18 protein-coding genes are annotated in these 19,912 nt (G+C 72.2%); 7 read left to right on the top strand and 11 right to left on the bottom strand.

Features of this window, described 5'->3' with window-relative positions; all coding sequences use genetic code 11:
- Window positions 1-7: 7 nt before the first annotated feature.
- Both K8556_RS10995 and K8556_RS10990 read left to right on the top strand, forming a co-directional pair.
- Entirely contained in the window at window positions 8-3,076 is a 3,069-nt protein-coding gene (locus tag K8556_RS10995) for a POTRA domain-containing protein (RefSeq protein WP_223739990.1), read from the top strand.
- A 16-nt stretch (window positions 3,077-3,092) separates the two neighbouring features.
- Window positions 3,093-3,623, top strand: a complete 531-nt coding sequence (locus K8556_RS10990) for a hypothetical protein (RefSeq protein WP_223739989.1) — start codon at window positions 3,093-3,095, stop codon at window positions 3,621-3,623.
- A 10-nt stretch (window positions 3,624-3,633) separates the two neighbouring features.
- Here the strand turns inward: K8556_RS10990 and K8556_RS10985 are convergent, their stop codons facing one another.
- The 3 genes from K8556_RS10985 to K8556_RS10975 are packed head-to-tail and all read right to left on the bottom strand — an operon-like array spanning window position 3,634 to window position 6,769.
- Window positions 3,634-4,767 (bottom strand): putative Ig domain-containing protein, encoded by a 1,134-nt coding sequence (locus K8556_RS10985; protein WP_223739988.1) that lies wholly within the window; start codon window positions 4,765-4,767, stop codon window positions 3,634-3,636.
- Complete coding sequence (locus tag K8556_RS10980; RefSeq protein ID WP_223739987.1) at window positions 4,764-5,516, bottom strand: hypothetical protein; 753 nt, start codon at window positions 5,514-5,516, stop codon at window positions 4,764-4,766. The genes K8556_RS10985 and K8556_RS10980 overlap by 4 nt, the downstream gene beginning before the upstream one ends.
- Entirely contained in the window at window positions 5,513-6,769 is a 1,257-nt protein-coding gene (locus K8556_RS10975) for a hypothetical protein (RefSeq protein ID WP_223739986.1), read from the bottom strand. Before K8556_RS10975 ends, K8556_RS10980 begins: the two co-directional genes overlap by 4 nt.
- Before the next feature lie 150 nt (window positions 6,770-6,919).
- On the opposite strand from K8556_RS10975, the gene K8556_RS10970 reads away from it, so the two are divergent.
- The 4 genes from K8556_RS10970 (at window position 6,920) to K8556_RS10955 (ending at window position 10,989) form a co-directional block, all read left to right on the top strand.
- Window positions 6,920-7,528, top strand: coding sequence for an RNA polymerase sigma factor (locus K8556_RS10970; protein WP_223739985.1), 609 nt, complete (start codon window positions 6,920-6,922; stop codon window positions 7,526-7,528).
- A complete protein-coding gene (locus K8556_RS10965) occupies window positions 7,525-8,298 on the top strand; it encodes an anti-sigma factor (protein WP_223739984.1) in 774 nt (257 codons plus the stop codon). The genes K8556_RS10970 and K8556_RS10965 overlap by 4 nt, the downstream gene beginning before the upstream one ends.
- A 300-nt stretch (window positions 8,299-8,598) precedes the next feature.
- Entirely contained in the window at window positions 8,599-9,918 is a 1,320-nt protein-coding gene (locus tag K8556_RS10960; RefSeq protein WP_223739983.1) for a lysophospholipid acyltransferase family protein, read from the top strand.
- 117 nt (window positions 9,919-10,035) lie between these two features.
- Window positions 10,036-10,989 carry an NAD(P)/FAD-dependent oxidoreductase gene (locus K8556_RS10955; protein ID WP_223739982.1) on the top strand — a complete coding sequence of 318 codons (954 nt, stop codon included), beginning with the start codon at window positions 10,036-10,038 and terminating at the stop codon, window positions 10,987-10,989.
- Between the two features lie 12 nt (window positions 10,990-11,001).
- Here K8556_RS10955 and K8556_RS10950 read toward each other — a convergent pair whose 3' ends face one another.
- From K8556_RS10950 to K8556_RS10915, 8 genes are all read right to left on the bottom strand, one after another.
- On the bottom strand, window positions 11,002-11,853 hold the full coding sequence (locus K8556_RS10950) for an AraC family transcriptional regulator (protein WP_223739981.1): 852 nt from the start codon (window positions 11,851-11,853) through the stop codon (window positions 11,002-11,004).
- An 89-nt stretch (window positions 11,854-11,942) separates the two neighbouring features.
- Window positions 11,943-13,223 (bottom strand): MFS transporter, encoded by a 1,281-nt coding sequence (locus K8556_RS10945; RefSeq protein ID WP_223739980.1) that lies wholly within the window; start codon window positions 13,221-13,223, stop codon window positions 11,943-11,945.
- Window positions 13,220-14,161 (bottom strand): Ppx/GppA phosphatase family protein, encoded by a 942-nt coding sequence (locus tag K8556_RS10940; RefSeq protein ID WP_223739979.1) that lies wholly within the window; start codon window positions 14,159-14,161, stop codon window positions 13,220-13,222. The genes K8556_RS10945 and K8556_RS10940 overlap by 4 nt, the downstream gene beginning before the upstream one ends.
- 14 nt (window positions 14,162-14,175) lie before the next feature.
- Entirely contained in the window at window positions 14,176-15,372 is a 1,197-nt protein-coding gene (locus K8556_RS10935) for an aminotransferase class V-fold PLP-dependent enzyme (protein ID WP_223739978.1), read from the bottom strand.
- A 34-nt stretch (window positions 15,373-15,406) separates the two neighbouring features.
- A complete protein-coding gene (locus tag K8556_RS10930) occupies window positions 15,407-16,720 on the bottom strand; it encodes an LpqB family beta-propeller domain-containing protein (RefSeq protein ID WP_223739977.1) in 1,314 nt (437 codons plus the stop codon).
- Window positions 16,717-17,487, bottom strand: coding sequence for a cell envelope integrity protein TolA (locus tag K8556_RS10925; protein WP_223739976.1), 771 nt, complete (start codon window positions 17,485-17,487; stop codon window positions 16,717-16,719). The genes K8556_RS10930 and K8556_RS10925 overlap by 4 nt, the downstream gene beginning before the upstream one ends.
- Window positions 17,488-17,490: 3 nt before the next feature.
- Window positions 17,491-17,970, bottom strand: a complete 480-nt coding sequence (tolR, locus tag K8556_RS10920; RefSeq protein ID WP_223739975.1) for a protein TolR — start codon at window positions 17,968-17,970, stop codon at window positions 17,491-17,493.
- Between the two features lie 12 nt (window positions 17,971-17,982).
- On the bottom strand, window positions 17,983-18,699 hold the full coding sequence (locus K8556_RS10915; RefSeq protein ID WP_120622972.1) for a MotA/TolQ/ExbB proton channel family protein: 717 nt from the start codon (window positions 18,697-18,699) through the stop codon (window positions 17,983-17,985).
- Between the two features lie 154 nt (window positions 18,700-18,853).
- Between K8556_RS10915 and K8556_RS10910 the strand changes: the two genes are divergently transcribed.
- Complete coding sequence (locus K8556_RS10910; protein ID WP_223739974.1) at window positions 18,854-19,870, top strand: hypothetical protein; 1,017 nt, start codon at window positions 18,854-18,856, stop codon at window positions 19,868-19,870.
- Window positions 19,871-19,912 lie beyond the last annotated feature (42 nt).

Genomic DNA, 19,912 nt, shown 5'->3' with positions numbered 1-19,912 from the left:
GGCCGCGGTGCTGCTCCTCGTGTGCGCGCGGCCCGCCTTCGCCGCGCCCCCGGGCCACGACGATGACGCGCCGGAAGTCGTGGCCGTGGAGCTGCACCTTCCGGAGGGCATGGCCCCGGACGGGCTCTCGGGGCTCGTCACCGTGCGCAAGGGACAGGCGCTGACGCCGGGGGCGGTGCGCAGGTCGGTGGAGCAGTTGTTCGCCACGGGGCGCTTCGCGGACGTGGTGGCGCTCACGCAGGACGTGCCGGGGGGTGTGCGGCTGGTGTTCCAGCTCTCGCCCCTGCCGCGGCTGTCGCACGTGGCGGTGCGGGGCAACCAGGTCCTCACGTCCGGGGAGCTGCTGGAGGCGAGCGGGCTGCTCCAGGGCGGGCCGTTGGACCCGGAGGAGCTGGACACCGCGGCGGACGCCGTGCGCGAGGCCTACCAGCGCAAGGGCTACGACGCCGTCGACATCCAGGTGGAGGAGCGGCCGGTGCCCGCGGGCGGCGTGGCGGTGACGCTGGTGGTGTCGGAGGGCAAGCCCACCCGCGTGCGGCAGGTGACCTTCTCCGGCAGCCCCGCGCTGCCGCTGCCGCGCCTGGTGGAGGCGCTGGGGATGAAGCCCGGAGAGGTCTTCGACCGGGCGAAGCTGGACGGCGGCCTGGAGCGGCTGCGCGTGCTGCTGCGCGAGGGCCAGCACTGGCGGGCCTGGGTGGGCACGCCCGCCGTCGTCGTGGAGGACAGCGAGGCCTCCGTGGCGGTGCCGGTGTCCGCGGGCCCCGCGTTCCACCTGCGCTTCGCGGGCAACCGCCGCTTCCCGGACTCGCTGCTGGCGCGCGTGGTGGCCTACGACGGCGAGGAGGCGATGGACGAGTCCGTGGCGGCGCGGCTCGCGCGGCGGCTGGAGGCGTTCTACCGGCGGCGCGGCTTCCACGACGCGCGCGTGCGGGCGCTGGAGGTCCTCCGGCCGGACGGGGAGGCGGCGGTGCTGGGCTTCCAGGTGGAAGAGGGCGCCCCGCTGCGCGTGACGGACGTGCGCTTCCGCGGCAACGCGGCGCTGTCCTCCGCCGTGCTGCGCTCCATGCTCACCAACCAGGTGGCGGCGCTGGAGACGTGGCCGGAGCTGGACCTGCCCATGCGCGAGGACCCGCTGGAGACGGAGGGGCGCGAGCGGCGCCAGGACCCGCGCGGGATGTCCCCGCCCGACCCGTCCACGGTCTACGTGGAGGACGCGTGGCTGGAGGCCGCGGACGCGATGACGATGGCCTACCGCGAGCAGGGCTTCGCGTCCGCGCAGGTGACCTTCCGGGGGCTCACCCTGGACGTGGCCCGTCACACGGCGGAGGCGGACTTCGACGTGGAGGAGGGGCCCCAGGCGTTGATCCGCGCGCCCATCTTCCTGGGCATCCCGCTGGAGGTGGACCCGGTCTGGGTGAACCTGCTGCTGCCCGTGGGCACGTCGCTGAGCTTCGAGAAGGTGGAGCAGGCGCAGGTCGCGCTGGAGCGGGGGCTGGGCCGCGAGGGCTACCTCTTCGCGCACGTGAGCAACTCCGTGTCGGTGGAGGAGAACGGCACCTCCGCGCAGGTGACCTTCCGCACGGACCCGGGGCCGCGCGTGCGCGTGGGGCAGGTGCTGCTCCAGGGGCTGACGCGCTCGGACCCCGACGTGGTGCTGGCGCAGTTGGATTTGAAGCCCGGACAGCCGCTGTCCGTGGAGGCCCTGGCGGAGGCGCAGCGCCGGCTGTCGCGGCTGGGGCTGTTCCGCCAGGCGGAGGTGTCGCTGGCGGACCCCAACCGCCGCGAGGCCTCCAAGGACGTGCTGGTGACGGTGCAGGAGCGCCCGCGCATCGACGGCGAGGTGTCCGGCGGCTACTTCCTGGTGGACGGTCCGCGCATCACGCTGGACACGGCGTGGCGCAACCTGGACGGCCGGGGGCTGAACCTGCTGGCGCGCGGCAAGGTGAACTACGCGGGCGCGAGCGCGGAGGCGCTGTCGTCCTCGCGGCTGCCGGCCGGGTGCTCCACGGGGGAGCTGTCCGGCGAGGCGTGTGAGTCCGACCTGGACGGCTTCAGCGGCCTGGGCGGGCGCGGCAACCTGGCGCTGTCCCAGCCCCGGCTGTCCTTCCTGGCGCCGCAGGAGATTGGCGCGCGGTTGGACCTGATTGGCGAGCGCGTGCACCGGCCGTCGTACCTGTCCACGCGGTTCGCGGCGGTGATGGGCGTGGACTGGGCGCTGGCGTCGTGGGTGAACGTGTCGCTCCAGTACGAACTGGAGAACAACCGGCTGCGCTCGCGCGGGGGCGTGCTGGAGCTCATCAACCGCGCGGACCAGGAGCGCCTGCGCTACCCGTACGGCGACTTCGCGCTGCACTCGCTGCGCCCGTCCATGACGTTGGACTTCCGCGATGATCCGGCCAACCCCCGGCGCGGCATGGTGCTCAGCAGCAGCGTGGAGTTCATGCGCGGCCTCAGCGTCCACCCCACGGACGTCGCGGGCAACCGGGTGCCGGAGTTCCCCATCGACGGCGTGAAGCTGTCCGGCAGCGTGAGCGCGTACGCGCCGCTGGGCCGCCGCGCGAGCGTGGCGGTGAGCGCGCGCGCGGGCACCATCGTGCCGCTGACGCAGGGGGCGCAGAACATCGGGTCCAAGCTGTTCTACCTGGGCGGCTCCTCCAGCCTCCGCGGCTTCCGCGAGGACGGCGTGCTGCCGCAGGACGTGCGCGAGGTGCTGCACCAGCGGCTGGCCGCGTGCCGCGCCGTCATCTCCCCCGCGGGCTGCCCGGATGACTTGAAGGCGGTGCTCGCGGGGCAGGTGCCCGCGAGCCAGGGTGGCGAGCTCTTCACCCTGGCCAAGGCGGAGCTGCGCGTGCCGGCCATCGCCGCGGTGGACCTGGGGCTCTTCTTCGAGGCGGGCAACCTGTGGCAGGACCGCACGCTGTTCGACCCGGGCGTGCTGCGCTACGCGGCGGGCGTGGGCCTGCGCTACGTGACGCCCGTGGGCCCGCTGGCCTTCGACGTGGGCTTCAACCTGGACCGGGACGAAGCGCTCAATGAAGCGCCCACGCAGTTCCACTTCAGCATCGGGACGTTCTGACCGGAGGCCTTCGTCCATGCGGACCCACCGTGCGCGGCGTGGAGTGATGGGAGGCCTGGCCCTGTGGGGCCTGTTCGCGCTCGCGTGTCAGCACGGGCCGGACGCGGCCCAGAAGGCGCCGCGGCCCGCGTGGATGCCGCCGGAGGGCAGTTGTCCTCGCGGCGCGCAGCTCCAGATGGAGCGGCTGGGGCTGAAGGTGGGCGACCGCATCCCCGTCATCGTGGACAGCATCCAGGACCACCCGGGGCCGGCCCGGTACAACTACAGCTTCGTCATCGCGCTGCCGCAGGCGGAAGGGGAGGCGAAGCTGCCGGGGGCGCGCATCGGCGGGCGGCTGTACGTGACGAAGCACCGCGTGTTCGGCCGGTACGACCGCATCTTCACCCCGGAGAGCGGCGCCACGTCCGTGCCCTTCTGCGGCGTGCTGCTGGACACGCGCTGGGACCGGGACGGCGAGGGGCTCATCGCGTACCCCAGCCCCATGAAGGGCTTCTCCGTGGTGCAGGACAACACGGGCGTCATCCAGGTGGTGGACCGCTACCCGTGAGGCCCGCGCGTCAGTCGACGTGCAGGGTGTAGAAGCGCTCGTCGGAGAAGAGCAGGTCCGCGACGCCGAGCAGGAAGGTGAAGTCGCCCGGGCTCGTGGGCTTGCCGTAGAGGATGCCGTCCTTCGTGTCCAGGAGGATGCCCGGCGGCAGCGCTCCGCTCTTCACGCTCCAGTTGCCCGTGCCGCTGGCGCGCACGTCGTAGATGTAGTCAGAGCCCACGCGGCCCTTGGGCACGGCCTTCGACATCAGCGTGACGGTGCCGGGAGCGCTCGTGAGGGTGATGGAGAGCGAGCCGGTGGCGGACTGGGGCGGCGTGTCGCTGTCCGTCACGACCACCGTGAACGTCGTCTTCCCGGCCTGGGTCGTGGTGCCGGTGATGAGGCCGTCCGCCGCGAGCGTCAGCCCCGCCGGCAGTGACTGCCCCTGCGCGAGCGCGAAGGTGTACGGCCGCTTGCCGCCGGTGGCGGAGACGCGCTCGGTGTAGTCGCGCTTGTTGATGGCGTCCGCCAGCGGCTCCGGCCCCGCGACCCGCAGCAGCGGACGCACGTGCAGGGTGAGGCTGCCGCTGGCGCGCTTCGTCGGGGTGCTCAGGTCGGTCACCTCCACCGGGAGGACCTGGTCCCCCGCCTGCTTGGGCGCGCCGGTGAGGCGGCCTTCGGTGTCGAGCAGGATGCCCGCGGGGAGTGGGCCGGTGGCGTTGAACGTGTACGGCGGGGTGCCGCCCCGGGCCTGGAGCTGGCCTGAATAGGGCATGGACTCGACCGCCTCAGGCAGGAGGGACTCCAGCGCGAGCGCGGAAGGGCCCGCGTCCGTCGCGCCGGCATCCACGTCCGTGCCCGCGTCCGTCGCGCCGGCATCCACGTCCGTGCCCGCGTCCGTCGCGCCGGCATCCGCGTCCGTGCCCGTGCCCGCGTCCACGTCCGTGCCCGCGTCCGGCGGGTCCACGGGCTCGGGGTCGTCGTCACAGGGGCCTCCCTCGCCACAGGCCGGCAGACAGCGGTTCTCCGACGGGAGGCACGACGTGCCGGAGGGGCAGCCTCCCGGCGCATCGCACGCGGCGAAGCGCGACAGGTCCGGCGCGAACGTGCACGCCCCCACCGTGAGGACGACAGCACCCGTCAGCGCGGCGAGCAGGTTCCTCATGGCAGCTCCCAGATGAAGGACACCGCGCCGCCCACGCCGAGCAGCGCGCCCACGCCCAGCAGTACATTGGAGGTCCGCGCCTGGCGGCGGCCCGCTTCGAGCCGGGACTCGAAGCAGTCCGCGAAGGACTGGCCGGCCGTGGCGCACTCGCCGCCGTTCCTCGACACCTTGGACTCCGTGCTCCGCGCGGCAAGTCCAAAGCCCACGCCCGCGAGGAGCGCCGCGCCGCCCGCGCCCCACAACACCCTGGGCAGCACGCGCGAGCGCTGGGGCTCCCGCGTCGCCTGCGCCGTCACCAGCGGCGACCACACCTGGTGGAGCGCCTGCCTCGCGCGCGCGTCCGCTTCGCCCGGCGTCGTGGCGGGGGCCTCGAACTGCGCTCGCGTCTCCGGGCCTCGCGCGTCCGTCACCGTGAGCGCCACGCTGCGCTTGCCCCCCACGCCCAGCGCCACGCCCCGCACCAGCCTGCGCACGCCCAGCGCCGACGCCTGCGCGCTCCGGCACTCCGCGTCGCCACACGCCGTCAGCGCCGCGCCCGAGCCGCGCAGCCGCGCCAGCGTGTCCTCGCGCGACTCCAGGCACGCGTCCGGCAACGCGGCCACCGCGCGCCGCGTGGCGTCCTCCAGCTCGCGCGCGTCCTCGGACGGCAGGGCCAGCCTCTCGAAGGGCATGAGCACCACGCGCGTGTTCGCGTCGCAGGGCGCGGACATGCGCAGCAGCATCAACAGCAGGGATGCGGGCAGGCTCATGGCACCAGCGCGGCGTCCGCTTCGTCCGGCGACGGCGTGATGCCGAGGCTCGCCATGTAGCCCCGGTAGAAGCGCGGTCCGAAGGGCACGGAGAAGAGCTTGTCGCGCATCGCGTCCTGCACCGCGCCCCGGGCCGCCACGCTGGCGTCGTGCCAGGGCAGGCCCCCCGCGTCCACCACCTCCGACGCGCGGGTGATGGCGAACGGCGCCTCGCGGCCGCTGCCGCGCAGGTAGTAGCCGCGCCCCACGGGCAGGGCCACCACCAGCGGACGCTCGCGCTCCTTGTGCAGCTCCACCACGCGGATGCCGCGCGCGTCCTCCACCCACAGCCGGCCCGCCAGGCCCGTGGGCACCATCAGGTAGCCCAGCGACGCGGCGTCCCCCAGGTCCGTCAGCGCGAACGCGCGGTTGAGCGCGGGCGGCTGGATGAACACGTTGGGCTGGCCCCGCACGTCGTTCGTGCCCTGGCTCGCGGCGGCCACGAAGGCCCGCAGCTCCGCGTAGTCCACCTTGCCGTCCCCGTTGACGTCGCCCGCGCCCGACAGCGCCGAGCGCACCATGTGGCTGAAGACGCCGGAGCGGATGGCGCTCCACTCCTGGCTCTCCTGCTCCGAGGCCGTGGACAGCACCACGCCCACCTGCGGGAAGCGCGCCAGCTCGCGGTTGCCCAGGAGCCCCTTCACCGCGTCCACGTAAGCGGGGCCCACCGGCAGCGCGCCGCGCGAGTGGACGAAGAAGTAGGAGTCACACGCGTCCACGATGAGCTGGAGGAAGGACGCCTTGCTCGGCGAAATCACGCGCTCGTACAGCTCCGTGCGCGTCAGCGGCCCGTCCAGCAGGCTGACGGCGCCTTCGCCCGCGGCGCCGCGCTTGCCGTGGCCCACGAACACGAAGGTCAGCACCGGCACGGCGCCCTTCGCCCGGTCCTCCGCCATGCGGGCGTTCAGGCGGGAGAGCGCGGCGGACAGCGCGGGGTGCGTGGGCGGGCGCGTCTTCGCGGCGAGCCCCGGGTGCAGGGCCTGGGTCTCCGCGTCCAGCACGCTCAGCAACACCACCTCCCGCGAGCGGGGCGCGAACAGCTCGTAGTACCGGGCGCCGTCATCGTCCGCGTAGCGCAGGGGCGCCTGGGACCGCTCCGTGCCCGTGTTGCTGGCCACGATGAGGGCGTAGTGCACCTGCTCCGGCGCGGCGCCCGCGGCGGTTCCGGCCAGCAAGAGGAGCACCCCCAGGACCAGGGGCCTGTGAGAGGGCATGGACATCAAGGGTTTGCGCGATGCGCTGTGCGAAAGAATGCCACGGGGCGCAACCGACAATCCACCGGTGGCCGCTCGCGACAACATGCGGATGACGGGACCGCGACGGACGCGGTAAGCCCTTGAGGGATGGAGTGGGATGACGACACGTTGCGCCGTTTTCGCGAAGGCACCCCGGAGGTGTTGGCGGAGGTGTATCGCGCGCACGCGGAGCCGCTCGCCCGACTGCTCAAGGCGGCCGCATGGCGGGGAGCCTTCACCCGTCTGAGGAACGCGATGGAGCTGGAGAACACGCTGCTGGAGACCTTCGCCCGCGCCTTCGAGCCGCGCACGCGCGCGGCCTACAACGGCACGCGTCCCTATCCCCACTTCCTGATGGGCATCGCGCGCAACGTGCTGCTGGAGCAGTCGCGCGAGCGCGAGCTGGTGGGGCGTGACGAGGCCTTCGAGGGGCTCACCGAGGCCTCCTCCGACGAGGGCGGGCTGGACGAGCTGCTGGAGGACCGCGAGGTGGAGGCGCTGCTCGCGGCGTTCAAGGGCGGCCTGTCACGTGAAGAACACCGGCTGTTCGAACTGCGCTTCGGCGAGGGCCTGCCCCAGGAGGAGGCCGCCACGGCGCTGGGGCTCACGCGCATCCAGGTGCGGCGGCGCGAGTTCGGGTTGAAGTCCCGGTTGCTGGGGTTCCTCCAGTCGAAGGGGTACCTCGAGGACCTGGAGACGCAGGGCTGGAGCTTCTTCAAGCGGCGGGGTGCGCGATGAGTGGATGTGACGACCGCCGGGCGAAGCAGGCCATGGCCGCGCTCTTCGAGAAGGGCCGGGACGGGCTGGACGCGGAGGGCTTCCAGCGCCTGCGCGCGCACCTGGCCACCTGTCCGGACTGTCAGGAGACGTACACGCGGCTGTCGCGCGTGGAGTCGGTGCTGGAGCGGCGGGCGCTGCCCCAGGCCCGGAGCGCGCACCTGGAGCAGGCGCTGTTCGCCAGGCTTCAACCCGCCCCCGCGCGCGCGGTGGTGACGTCCGAGCGCAGGAGGTGGTTCTCATCCCCGCTCTTCATGCCCCTGGCGCTGGGCGCCGCCGCCGCGACGGTGGCGCTGGTCGTCGTAGCGCCAACCCTGGAGCGCCAGGCACCGCGGGACGTGCCGGAGTGGCAGGCGCGCTCGTCCGCCCCGGGCGAAGGGGCCTGGGGCGTGCGCGCCTTCTGCGTCTCGCCCGAAGGCACGGTGCTGGCGGAGGCCCGGCCCGGTGGGGCGCTGACGTGCGCGGAGGGCAACGCGGTGCAGTTCAGCTACACCGCGCCGGAGCGCGCGCGCCTGTCGCTGGAGGGTTTGCCCGCCGGTGGCGAGCCGCTGCGCTTCTTCCCGAGCGAGGGCCCGGCCCCGGAGGTCGCCGCGGGCGTGGACGTCACGCTGCCCTTCAGCACGCCCGTGCAGGGCGGATGGCTGACGGGCCCGGTGCCCGTGCGCGCGCGCTTCACGGACGCGCAGGGCCGCACCGTCGCGGACACGCAGGTGACGCTCCAGCCTCGCTGAGCCGCCCCCGCGAGCGAACAACCCCCCTCCCGTGCGAGCACAGGAGGGGGGCGGGGACTGCCGTGTCTTGTGGGGACCGTGAGTGACTCACGGACGCTGGACGCGGCGGTCCACTTTCCATGTCCGCGCACTTCCCAGGTGTGTCGCGAGCACCGCCGCGTGGATCGCCGCCCGCCGGACTGTTCTGTAGTGGCCGAAGCCGGAGCGCTGGCGGGGCAGGGGGTCCATGCCGCCCCTGGCGGTGACAGTGTCCGGAGCGTGGACGGGCCCAGGGTGGGGGGCCGGTATACAGTCCACGACGTGTTCTACGCGTGTGTGCGGGCGGTGGTGGCGCTGGCGCTGCGGCTCTTCTACCGGGTGAAGGTGAACGCCCCGGGCGAAGCGCCGTCCGGGCCGGTGCTCTTCGTGGGCAACCATCCGAACGGGCTCATCGACCCGGCGCTGGTGTTCATCCTCACGCGGCGCCAGGTGACGTTCATGGCCAAGGCGCCGCTGTTCAAGCTGCCCGTCATCGGCTGGCTGTTGAAGGGGCTGGACGCGCTGCCGGTGTACCGCAAGCAGGACGACCCGGCGCAGATGGGGCGCAACGAGGGCACGCTGGAGGCGGCGAAGGGCGCGCTCGTGCAGGGGCGGGCCATCACCATCTTCCCGGAGGGGAAGAGCCACTCGGAGCCGGAGCTGGCGGAGCTGAAGACGGGGGCGGCGCGCATCGCGCTCAACGCCGCGCGCGAGGGCGCCCCGGTGCGCATCGTCCCGGTGGGGCTCACCTACGCGGAGAAGAACGTCTTCCGCAGCGAGGTGCTCATCGACCAGGGCGCCCCCATCGACGTGACGGCCTTCCTGCCGGAGGACGCGGCGTCGGAGCAGGACGCGGTGCGCGCGCTGACGGAGCGGGTGGCGGAGGGCCTGCGCGCGGTGACGCTGAACCTGGAGCAGTGGGCGGACCTGCCGGTGGTGCGGGTGGCGGAGCAGCTCTACGCCTTCCGCCAGGGCGGCGCGCTGGACGCGGAGCGGCTGCGGCTGTGGGCGCGAGGGGTGCGGCTGTTCCGGACGCAGGAGCCGGAGCGCTACGCGCGCCTGCATCAGCACCTGTCCTCGTTCGGCCACCGGATGTCGCTGGTGCAGGCATCGCGGCCGGAGGAGCTGTCCGTGGAGTACCGCCCGGGCAACGTGGTGCCGTTCGCGGTGAGGACGCTGGCGCGCCTGCTGTTCGGGCTGCCGCTGTTCGCGCTGGGGCTGGCGGTGTTCGCGCTGCCCTATCCGCTGCCCCGGATGGCGGCGCGAAGCGCGGAGCTGGACGTCCAGGCCACGGTGAAGTTCCTCACCGCGGCGGTGGTGTCCGTCGTGTGGTGGTGGGGCCTGACGGCGGTCGCGGCGGTGTGGGGCGGGTGGGCGTGGGGGTTGGGGACCTTCGTGGCCATCCCGCCGCTGGCGCTGTTCACGCTGTCGTTCGCGGAGCGCTGGGACGCCACCCGCCATGACCTGGAGCTGTTCTTCACGCTGGGCAACCGGAAGCGGCTGAAGGCCCGGCTGCTCGCGGAAGGGGAGCGGCTGGCGGGCGAGGTGGAGCGGCTGGCGGAGGAGTACCGGTCGAAGCTCGACGGCACCGTCGCGCGGTAGCGGCGGCGTGGGCGGACCGGAAGATCCGCCGATGCCGTCGAAAGGCCCGCCCTCCTGTGGGCCCGGGTCCGGTCGTTAGGTTCCTCCTCCAAGGGAATCAACACCAGGAGCAGGGCAATGGCGGCATACGACGTGGTCATCGTGGGAGGCGGCCCGGGTGGGCTCAACGCCGCGCTGTATCTGGGGCGCGGGCGCAAGAAGGTGCTGCTCTGTGACGCGGGCCCGCCGCGCAACGCGGCGGCGGCGCACATGCACGGCTTCGGTTCGCGGGACGGCATCCCGCCCCCGGAGTTCCGGCGCATCAGCCGCGAGCAGTTGAAGGCCTACCCCAACGTGGAGGCGCGCGACACGCGCGTGGGCTCCGTGGAGAAGCACGAGGGCGGCTTCCGCGTGGCGCTGGGAGACGGCACGTCGGTGGACGCGCGGCGCCTGCTGCTGGCGATGGGCGTGGTGGACGTCATGCTGGACATCCCCGGCTACAAGGAGCTGTGGGGGCCCAGCATCTTCCAGTGCCCCTACTGTCACGGCTGGGAGGTCCAGGACCAACCGTTCGCCATGCTGGCGAAGAACCCGCAGTACCTGGACGGCGCCCCCATCATCCAGAACTGGTCGAAGGACCTCATCGTCTTCACCCACGGCGCCTTCGAGGTGCCAGCGGAGCAGCGTGAAAGACTCCAGGCCCTGGGCATCCCCCTGGAGGAGCGGAAGATCCGCGCGCTGCACGGGAAGGACGGGCGCCTGGCGGAGGTGGAGCTGGAGGACGGGACGCGCATCGCCCGGAGCGTGATGTTCTCCGCGCCGCCGCAGCAGCAGCACGAACTGGTGACGCGGCTGGGGCTCGCGCTGGATGACCTGGGCTACGTGAAGGTGGGCCCCACGGGGGAGACGTCCGTGCCCGGCGTCGTCGCGGTGGGCGATATGACGACGCCGATGCAGGCGGCCATCGCGGCGGCCAGCGCGGGCACCATCGCCGCGGCGATGATGAACCACGCCCTCATCCTGGAGGACGCGGACCGCCGCTACACGGAGGTGACGGGGAAGCCCGCACCGTCACGGCAGAAGGGGCACTGAGACGAGGGGCCGTCAGTGCGCGGACGGCGCGCGGTGCTGCTTGCGCCACGCGGCGGGCGTGAGCCCCTCCGTGCGCCGGAACAGGCGGATGAAGTGCGTGGGGTCCGCGTAGCCCACGCGCTCCGCGATGATGTCCACGCGCTCGTCCGTGGACATCAGCCGCCGCCGCGCCTCCGCCATCCGTCCGGAGATGATCCACTCCACCACGCTGCGGCCCGTGGCCTGCTTCAGCGCGGTGGTGACGTGCGCGGGCGAGCGGCCCACGGCGGCGGCCACCTCGCGCAGCGAGATGGGCTCCAGGCAGTGCCGTTCGATGTACGAGAGCGCTTCCCCCGCGAGCGTCGGACGCGACTCCCCGGGCGTCCACGTGCTGGAGCGGGCCACCTCCGCGAGCACCAGGGAGAAGAGGCTGCGCGTCACCTGCTCCCCCAGCGCGCGGTGCGGTGCGCGCGTCTCCGCGCGAAGCTCCGACAGCAGCCGCACCAGGTGCTCCTGCCGCCCGGACGGAATCGGCACCACGGCGGAGGCGCCCTGGCGCACGCGCTCGAAGGGCTCCAGCAGCGGCCCCACCTCCGTGTGCGTGAAGGCGGACGGATGGAACCCGAGCCCCCAGACCTCCGCCCGCTCGGACACCACCGTGCGGTGCTTCTCCCCCGCGGGGATGAGCATCACGTCGCCCGCGGACACCGTCAGCCGGGTGCGCTGGTCGATGACGGCCCGCCCGCCCGTGTAGAGCGCGAGCACGGCCTGCGGATGCGAGGCGGCATGGGGAGAGGGCGCCTGCTGGGCATGGCCGCATGCGACGACCAGGGTGGTCGACGGCACCTCCCAGACGTGCACCGGCTGCGAATGCACGACCGCCACGAAAGCCTCGCTTCCTTCCCTGGCGGGCAGGGAACCTGCCCACGCCGTTGCCCCGGGCTCGGATGCGCTCCGGGCCCGGGCGTTTCAACTCAAACCTGCTGCGCGCGGGGCACGGCGTCCCGGAACAGCCTCGCGCCCACGAGCAGCGCCAGGCCGCCCAGCAGCACCGGCACCGCGTTGATGGCGATGGCGGTGTGGAGGCTGGACATGTCGGCGATCTGCCCGATGAGCGTGGGCGAGATGGCGTCGCCCAGCATGTGGATGCACAGCACGTTGAGGCCCATGGCGAAGGCGCGGAACGCGGGCGGCACGCAGTTGACGATGGCCGCGTTGATGGGGCCGCTGTTGAGGAAGATGAGGAACTGCGCCACGCCGATGGCCGCGAACGTCAGCGTCGTGTCCTTCAGGTTCACCGCCAGGTACATGCACGGCGCCGCGAGCATCAGGCCAATGCCGGACAGCCACAGCCCGCCGCCCGCGCGCTTGCGGTCCATCTTGTCGCCCAGCAAGCCGCCGGCCACGGTGCCGGTGAGGCCCGCCACCGCCGTGATGGCGCCGAACACCAGGCCCACGCGGCCCGGGTGCTCCAGCCACAGTTGCCGCTCACGCACCAGGTACGTGGGCATCCAGAACGCCAGGCCGCCAATGGAGAACGTCATCAGCGTGTAGCCCGCCGTCGTGGCCCAGAAGGCCATGTTGCGGCCCAGCCCCTTGAGGCCCTCCATGAAGGGCAGCTTCACCGCCGCGTCCGGCCCGTCCATGGCGCCGCGCTGGGGCTCCGGCATGAAGAAGGCCATGGCGCCCAGCACGAGCCCCGGCACGCCGCCCGCGAAGAACGCCGCGTGCCACGAATACGTCTGCGTCAGCCACCCGCCCAGGCCGTAGCCCATGGCGGAGCCCACCGGGATGGCGATGTAGAAGTAGGACAGCATCCGCGTGCGCTGCTCGCGCGGATACAGGTCGGAGATGATGGACGGCGCCACCGCGCCATAGCCCGCCTCTCCAATGCCAATCACCGCGCGCGCCAGCAGGAGCGCCGTGAAGCTGGACGCCAGGCCGCTGGCCCCCGTGGCCAGGCTCCACAGGATGACGCCGCCCGCGACCAGGAGCCGGCGGGGGATGCGGTCCCCCAGGAAGCCGCCCAGGGGCGACGCCAGCATGAACACGATGATGAAGACGGTGCCCAGCAGGCCGGACTGCGCGTCGTTGATGCCGAAGTCCTTCTGAATCTCCGGCAGCGCGACGGCGATGATGTACCGGTCGAGGTAGTTGACCAGGTTGATCAGCGTGAGGATGAACAGCGCGTAGCCCGCGCGCACGGACTGCGTGGCGTGCGAGCTGGACGGAGCGGCGGGGGAGGAGGCGTTCATGAGCGGGAGGCGCCGGAGCTGGAGCCGAAGCGGTACGCCAGCAGGCCCCAGCGCAGGCCGCGGTCGCTCACGCGGCACGCATCCAGGCCCAGCGCCTTCACCGCTTCGCGCAGGATGAGGGCCCCCGCGGGGATGACGTCCGCGCGCTTGGGCTGGAGGCCGGGCAGCGTCCGCCGCGCGTCCAGGGGCATGGCGCACAGTTGGTCCGTGAGCGCGTCCAGTTCGCTCCGGGACAGCGTGCCGCCGTGGACCGCCTCCGCGTCGTAGGTCGCCATCTGGTGCCGCACGGCGTACAGCGTCGTCACCGTGCCAGCCACGCCCACCAGCATCGCGCCCGGGGGCGGAGGGGGCAGGGCGGAGAAGGTGTCGCGCAGGTGCGCCTCGATGCCGCCGCGCTCATCCGGGGACAGCGGGTCGGTGCGCACGTAGCGCTCCGTGAGCCGCACGGCGCCCACGTCGAAGCTGTGGCGGAAGGCGACCGTGCCGGCGTCGCTGCCGTAGATGAACTCCGTGGACCCGCCGCCGATGTCCACCACCAGCAGCGGCCCCGCGGCCTCGTTCGCGAAGTCCTGGGCCACCGCGGCGAAGGACAACTGCGCCTCCATCTCCCCGGGGATGATCTCCACCGTCACGTCCGCGCGGGCCTTGGCCTGCGCGATGAAGTCCGCGCCGTTCTTCGCGTCGCGCGCGGCGCTGGTGGCGGACACGGCGATGGCTTCCGCGCCCAGCTCGCGGGCCTCGTTGGCGAAGGCCACCAGCACGGAGAGCGTGGCCTCCATGCCTTCGGAGGACAGCACGCGGCTCGTGTCCACGCCCCGGCCCAGGCGGGTGATCTCCGCGCGCTCCACCACGGCCTGGAAGCGCCCGTCCGGCTGGCGGTCCGCCACCAGCAGCAGCACGGAGTTGGTCCCGATATCGATGGATGCGAAGCGAGGCATGCCGCGAACACTACTCAACGCAGCAGCGCTTCCAAAGCGCGCGCCAGGGCCTCGTAGTCCGCCGGGGTGTTGTAGAGCTGCGCGGACAGCCGCAGGTGCCTCCGGGGCGCCCGGGGCCAGGCGGTGACGGGGATCTCGATGTGGTGCTCCTCGAACAGGCGCACGTGGAGGGGGTCCACGTAGAGCGGCGGCTCGGGGCGCTCCGGGAAGCCGTCCGGCAGGGCCACGCACGCCATGCTGCCCACCATGGACTCCGGGCACAGCGGCGCCGCGTTGCCCAGCTTCGCGTCCAGCCGCCGCCGGGCCGCCAGCACCTTCTCCCGGTTGGACTCCATCACCTCCGGCCACCCGCCCGGGACCAGCCCGCCCACGACGCGCAGGGCGGTGGGGATGCACAGGAAGGGCGTGGGGTCGAGCGTGCCCACCCAGTCGAACTCCAGCCGGAAGCGCGAGCGGTCCGTGCGCGGCGAGTTGTGCCCGTGGCTCACCACCAGCGGCTTGAAGCCCGGCTGCAGGTCGCGGCGCACGTACAGGAACGCGGCGCCCTTGGGCGCGCACAGCCACTTGTGGCAGTTGCCCGTGTAGTACGCCGCGCCCAGCGCCTGGAGCGCCAGCGGCACCATGCCCGGGCCGTGCGCGCCGTCCACCAGCGTCTCCACGCCCCGCTCGCGCATGCGGCGCACCAGCTCCGCCAGCGGCATGACCAGCGCCGTCTGGCTGGTGATGTGGTCCACGAGCAACAGCCGCGTGCGCGGCGTCACCTGAGCCATCACCGCGTCCACCACGGACTCCGGCGAAGTCACCGGCCAGGGCAGCTTCGCCACCACCACCTTCACGCCCTGCTCCGCGGCGGCCACGTCCAGCGCGTTCCTGGACGCGTTGTATTCGTTGTCGGTGGTGAGCAGCTCGTCGCCGGGCTGGAAGCGCAGGTTGCGCAGCACGGTGTTCACGCCCGTGGTGGCGTTGGACACGAACGCCAGGTCCTCCGCGTCCGCGCCCACGAAGGCCGCGAGCACCGCGCGCGCCTCGTCCAGGAGCGGCTCCGCCTCGCGGGCCAGGAAGCGCACGGGCTCCGCCTCCAGCCGCGCCCGCAGCTCCGACTGGTGCTGGAGCACCGCCGTGGGGCAGGCGCCGAACGAGCCGTGGTTGAGGAAGACGACCTGGGGGTCCAACCCCCAGTGGGCCTTGTGGGCGGGGAGGGGAGCGCTCATGGAGCGCGCAATGCACTCCGGCGCGTCCCCCCTGTCAACGGACGCCCGCCGTGGCGGACTCCTTCGAAGCCGGGGCGGTGCCCCAGTCCGGGGTCAGCCAGTTGCCCTTCTCCATGGGCAGCGGCACCTGGTTGTTGCCGTCGGAGGTCATCACCCACAGGTGCGCGCCGCCGTTGCGGTTGGTGCTGAACATGATGAGCCGGCCGTTGGGGGAGAACGTGGGCTCCTCGTTGTTGCCCTGGTCCTGCGTGAGGCGCGTCACCTTGCCCGTGTCCACGTTGACGGTGAAGAGGTCGAAGGCGTTGCGCTCGTCGCGCGCGGTGAAGGCGATGAGGTCCCCGCGCGGCGACCAGTCCGGCGTCTGGTTGTAGTTGCCCTGGAAGGTGAGCCGCTTCACGCCGGAGCCGTCCGCGTTCATCACGTACACCTGCGGGCTGCCGCCCCGGTTGGACACGAACGCGATGCGCTTGCCGTCCGGCGACCAGGTGGGGCTGGTGTTGAGGCCGTAGGGCGTGTCCGTGACGGCCTTCGCGCCGGAGCCGTCCGCCGAGGCGACGTAGATCTGCGCGCTCTCACCCTCCGCCAGCGCGTAGGCGATGCGCTTGCCGTCCGGCGAGTACGCGATGCCCGTGGCCATCTGGCCTTCGGTCACCAGCGGCTTCGCCTCGCCGCCGGGGGACTGCACGTAGATGTCCGGCCGGTTCTTCCGGTAGGACGTGTAGGCCACCTGGCCGGACGGGCTGAGCGTGGGGAGGATGTGCGTGCCGCCCTTGGTGAGCGCCTGCGCGTTCATGCCGTCCCAGTCCGCCACGTACACGTCGCGGTTGGCGCCCGCCTTGCGCACGTAGGTGATGCGCGACAGGAAGGGGCTCGCCTCGCGGGTGAAGTGCCGGTAGAGCGCGTCCGCCAGCGCGTGCGCCAACTGCCGGGGCTCGCCGGCCGGCGCGTCCTTGGCCACCTTCAGCTCCTCCTTGCCCGTGGCCACGCTGAACAGGCGCAACTCGCCGCGCAGCGCGCCGCCGTCCTGCGCGAGCGACACCTTCACCAGCGACTCCGCGCCCACGTCCGCCCAGCGGCTGAAGTTGATGCTGCCCGCCGTCATGCCCTCCTTGGCGTCCGCGGTGAAGCCCGCGCGGTCCAGCACCTGGAAGATGCCGGAGGCGGTGAGGTCGTACGTGAAGGCGGAGTCGAAGGTCTGCGCGGACTTCTTGTCCGCGCCCTCCTGCACCACGGGCGAGGGGGCCGCGAGCGGCAGCGGGCGGAAGTTCGCGCCGGAGATTTCGATGACGGGCGCCTGCGCCAGCACCAGCGCGGGGACGAGGAGGAGCGACAGCAGGAGGGCTTTCATGGGCTGAACACCAGGACGACGCCGTTCTTCTGGAGCGCGTCGCGAAGCGCGTCGGGGGGAGGAGAGAAGGGAGATGCCTTGCGCACGGCGGCCACCACCGCCGCGTCGAACAGCTCGTTGCCGCTGGCCTTGGCCAGGCTCACGTCCAGCACTTCGCCCGCGCGGCCCAGCCTCATGGCCACCTGCGCCTTGAGGTACAGGCGCTCCGCGTCGGGGATGGTGTCCGCCACGTTGTAGTGACGGCGCACCTGGGACTTCAGGAGGCCGTAGTACCGCTCGCCCTCCGCCACCGCGGAGTCACCGTCCGGGTCGCCGTCCTCGGCGCCCTCCAGCTCCTCCGGCTCCGTGGGCTTCGCGGACTTGTCGAACGCGCCGAAGAGCTTCTTGCGCCGGTCCTCCGCGCTCGCCTCCCCCTTCTGGGGCGCGGGCGCCGGGGCGGGCTTCACGCCGGGCACCGCCACGGCGGCGGGGGAGGGCGCGGGAGTCTCCGCGGGAGGCGTGGGCGTGGGCTTCGCCACGACCTCCTTGGGCGGCGGCTGCGCCACCTCCTTGCGCGGCAGGAGCTTGGGGTCGCGCGGCTTGCCCAGCCGCACCAGCGACGCGTTGATGGGCTTCTGGTCCAGGTTCACCTTCGGCGCGGACGTGAAGTTCGCGTAGAGGAGCGCCGCCGCGACCACCGCCACGTGCCCGACCACGGAGACGACGAGGAAGCGCGACAGCCGCGTGGGCCGTGAAACCAGCAGGCTGTGGGAGACCGCGGAACTCATGGGCTAGCGCTTCGCCTCCTTGGGCTTGCCCTTGGCGGGGGCCTTGCCGGAGTTGGACGCCTTGGAGCCCGTGGCGGGTTCCGTGATCATCCCCACGTTGGAGATGCCCGCGCGCTGGGCCGCGGCCATCACCTCCACCACCACGCCGTACGGCACGTCCCGGTCCGCGTGCAGATACACTTCCTTGTCCGCCTGCGCCTTGGCGTTGGCGGCGAGCTTCGTCTCCAACTCCTCCAGCGCGACCTCCGCGTCCCCGATGTAGACCTTGCGCCCCGCGTCGATGGAGAGGACGACCTTCTTCTCCGTCGCCTCCACCGGGGCCGCCTTCGTCTCAGGGAGGTTCACCTTCACGCCCTGCTGGATGAGGGGCGCCGTCACCATGAAGATGATGAGCAGCACCAGCATCACGTCCACCATGGGCGTGACGTTGATCTCGCTCATGGTGGTGCGGCCACCGCCGCCCTTGCCTCCGCCCATGCCCATGTGACGGGTCCCCTAGCGGAAGAAGTGCCGCTTGATGATGTTGAGGAAGTCCGCGGAGAAGTTGGACATCTCCGTGTCGAAGACCTTGATGCGGCTGACGAACGAGTTGTACGCGACCACCGCCGGGATGGCCGCGAACAGCCCCGCCGCCGTGGCGAACAGCGCGTTGCCCACCGGCGCGGCCACCGTGGCCAGCGTCGCGTTGCCCTGCTCCGCGATGTTGTTGAACGCGCCCAGGATGCCAATCACCGTGCCGAACAGCCCCACGAACGGCGACGCGGCGCCCACCGTGCCCAGGAAGGACACGCGGTTCTCCAGCTCCGTGATCTGCGCCGTGGCCGCGCGGTTGAGCGCGCGCTCCACGTTCTCGATGCCGCCCAGCTTGGCGCTCATCGCGGCCTCGGCGCCGCCGTCCTGGGTCCCCGTCTGCGCCAGCTTGCTCAGCTCCTCGTAGCCCGCGCAGAACACCTTCGACAGCGGCGAGCCCTCCAGCTTCTGGGCGGACTGGTAGATGGCCTCCAACCGGGACGCCTTCCAGAACGTGTCTAGAAAGGTGAGCGACTGGGCGCGAGCACGCGACAACTGGGTGGCCTTCATGGCGATGAGGGCCCAGGAGGCGACCGACACGCCCATGAGGAGGAGGAGCACCGCGAGCTCGATGAACGACGCGTCGCGGATGATCTCCACGTAGTTCATGGCGCCAAAGGCCAGGGGCAGGTGGGGTATCATGGGGTCCAGCGCGTAACATTCCGTCCTCGGGTGGGTCAAACCCGCTTACGACGCCCGGTTGCTTTGGACGGCACTGAATAATTCCCGGGGTTGGTCGTCTGGAGGGTTGTTCCGGGCCGACGACCTCAACCATCCCGAACCACGGATGCCCATCATGAACGCGAGAACGCTCGCCGCATTCCTCTGTCTCTCCTCTGGCCTCACCGGCTGCATCGTTGAAAGCAACCACCCGCGCTACCCCGGTGACGTGCGGATGTCGTGGAGCTTCGACGGCGCCACCTGCGGCCAGATGCGGAACATCGACGGGGTGGACATCTACATCGACGGGGAGATCCTGGAGAATGGCGGCCAGTATCCCTGCTCGGCGAACGGCTTCGACGGCATCGTCCTGCACGACTTCGCGCCCGGCACGTACTCGTTCAGCGCGGAGGCGGTGGACTACGACGGCGTGGCCGTCTACTCGTACCGCGGCACCTTCACGGTGGACGGCAACGTGGCCGTGCCCATCAACTTCAACACGGGCCGCACGGGCGCCACCTCCTACGCCTATGTGAACTGGCTGTTCCCCACGGAGGCGGGCACGTCCTACCCCACCTGCGGCCAGGCCGGCGTGGCCTATGTGGATGCCCGCGTGGATGACGGCCCGTGGGGGCGCTTCAACTGCAACGAGGGCAGCCAGGGCCGCTACGTGGAGACGCCGGAGCTCGCCCCCGGGCAGCACTACCTGGAGGTCGTCGGCGTCGACGCGTACGAGCGGCCGCTCTACTACTACGGCGGCGGCTTCACCTCGCAGGCCGGCATCCCGGCGTCCATCACGGCGAACACCTGGGTCATTGGCGGCGCCGCGGTGGGCTGGCAGCTCTACGAAGGCGCCACGCGGCTGAGCTGCGGCCAGGCCGGCGTGGCGGAGGTGGGCATCAACTTCCAGGACGTGCACACCAACGAGTGGGTCTACGGCGAGGCGGGCCAGTGGTTCTCCTGCAACGCGTCCCCGGCCATCTTCGAGTTCCTGCGCCCCGGTGAGTACTTCGTGTCGCTGCAGGCGAACGGCACGGGCGGCCGGCGCTACATCTCGCCCCGGGGTGCGGACATGCTGAGCCTGCGCGTCTACGCCCACGACTTCCCGAGCGCGGCGGAGGCCGCCATCGCTCCGCTCGACCGCGTGCAGTAGTCGCTGGGGCCCACCCGGAACGGGCCGCATGAAAGGGTCGGA

The organism is Corallococcus sp. AS-1-12 (genome assembly GCF_020036995.1).
GTDB lineage: Bacteria > Myxococcota > Myxococcia > Myxococcales > Myxococcaceae > Corallococcus.
This window is presented reverse-complemented; position numbering and strand designations above follow the sequence as displayed.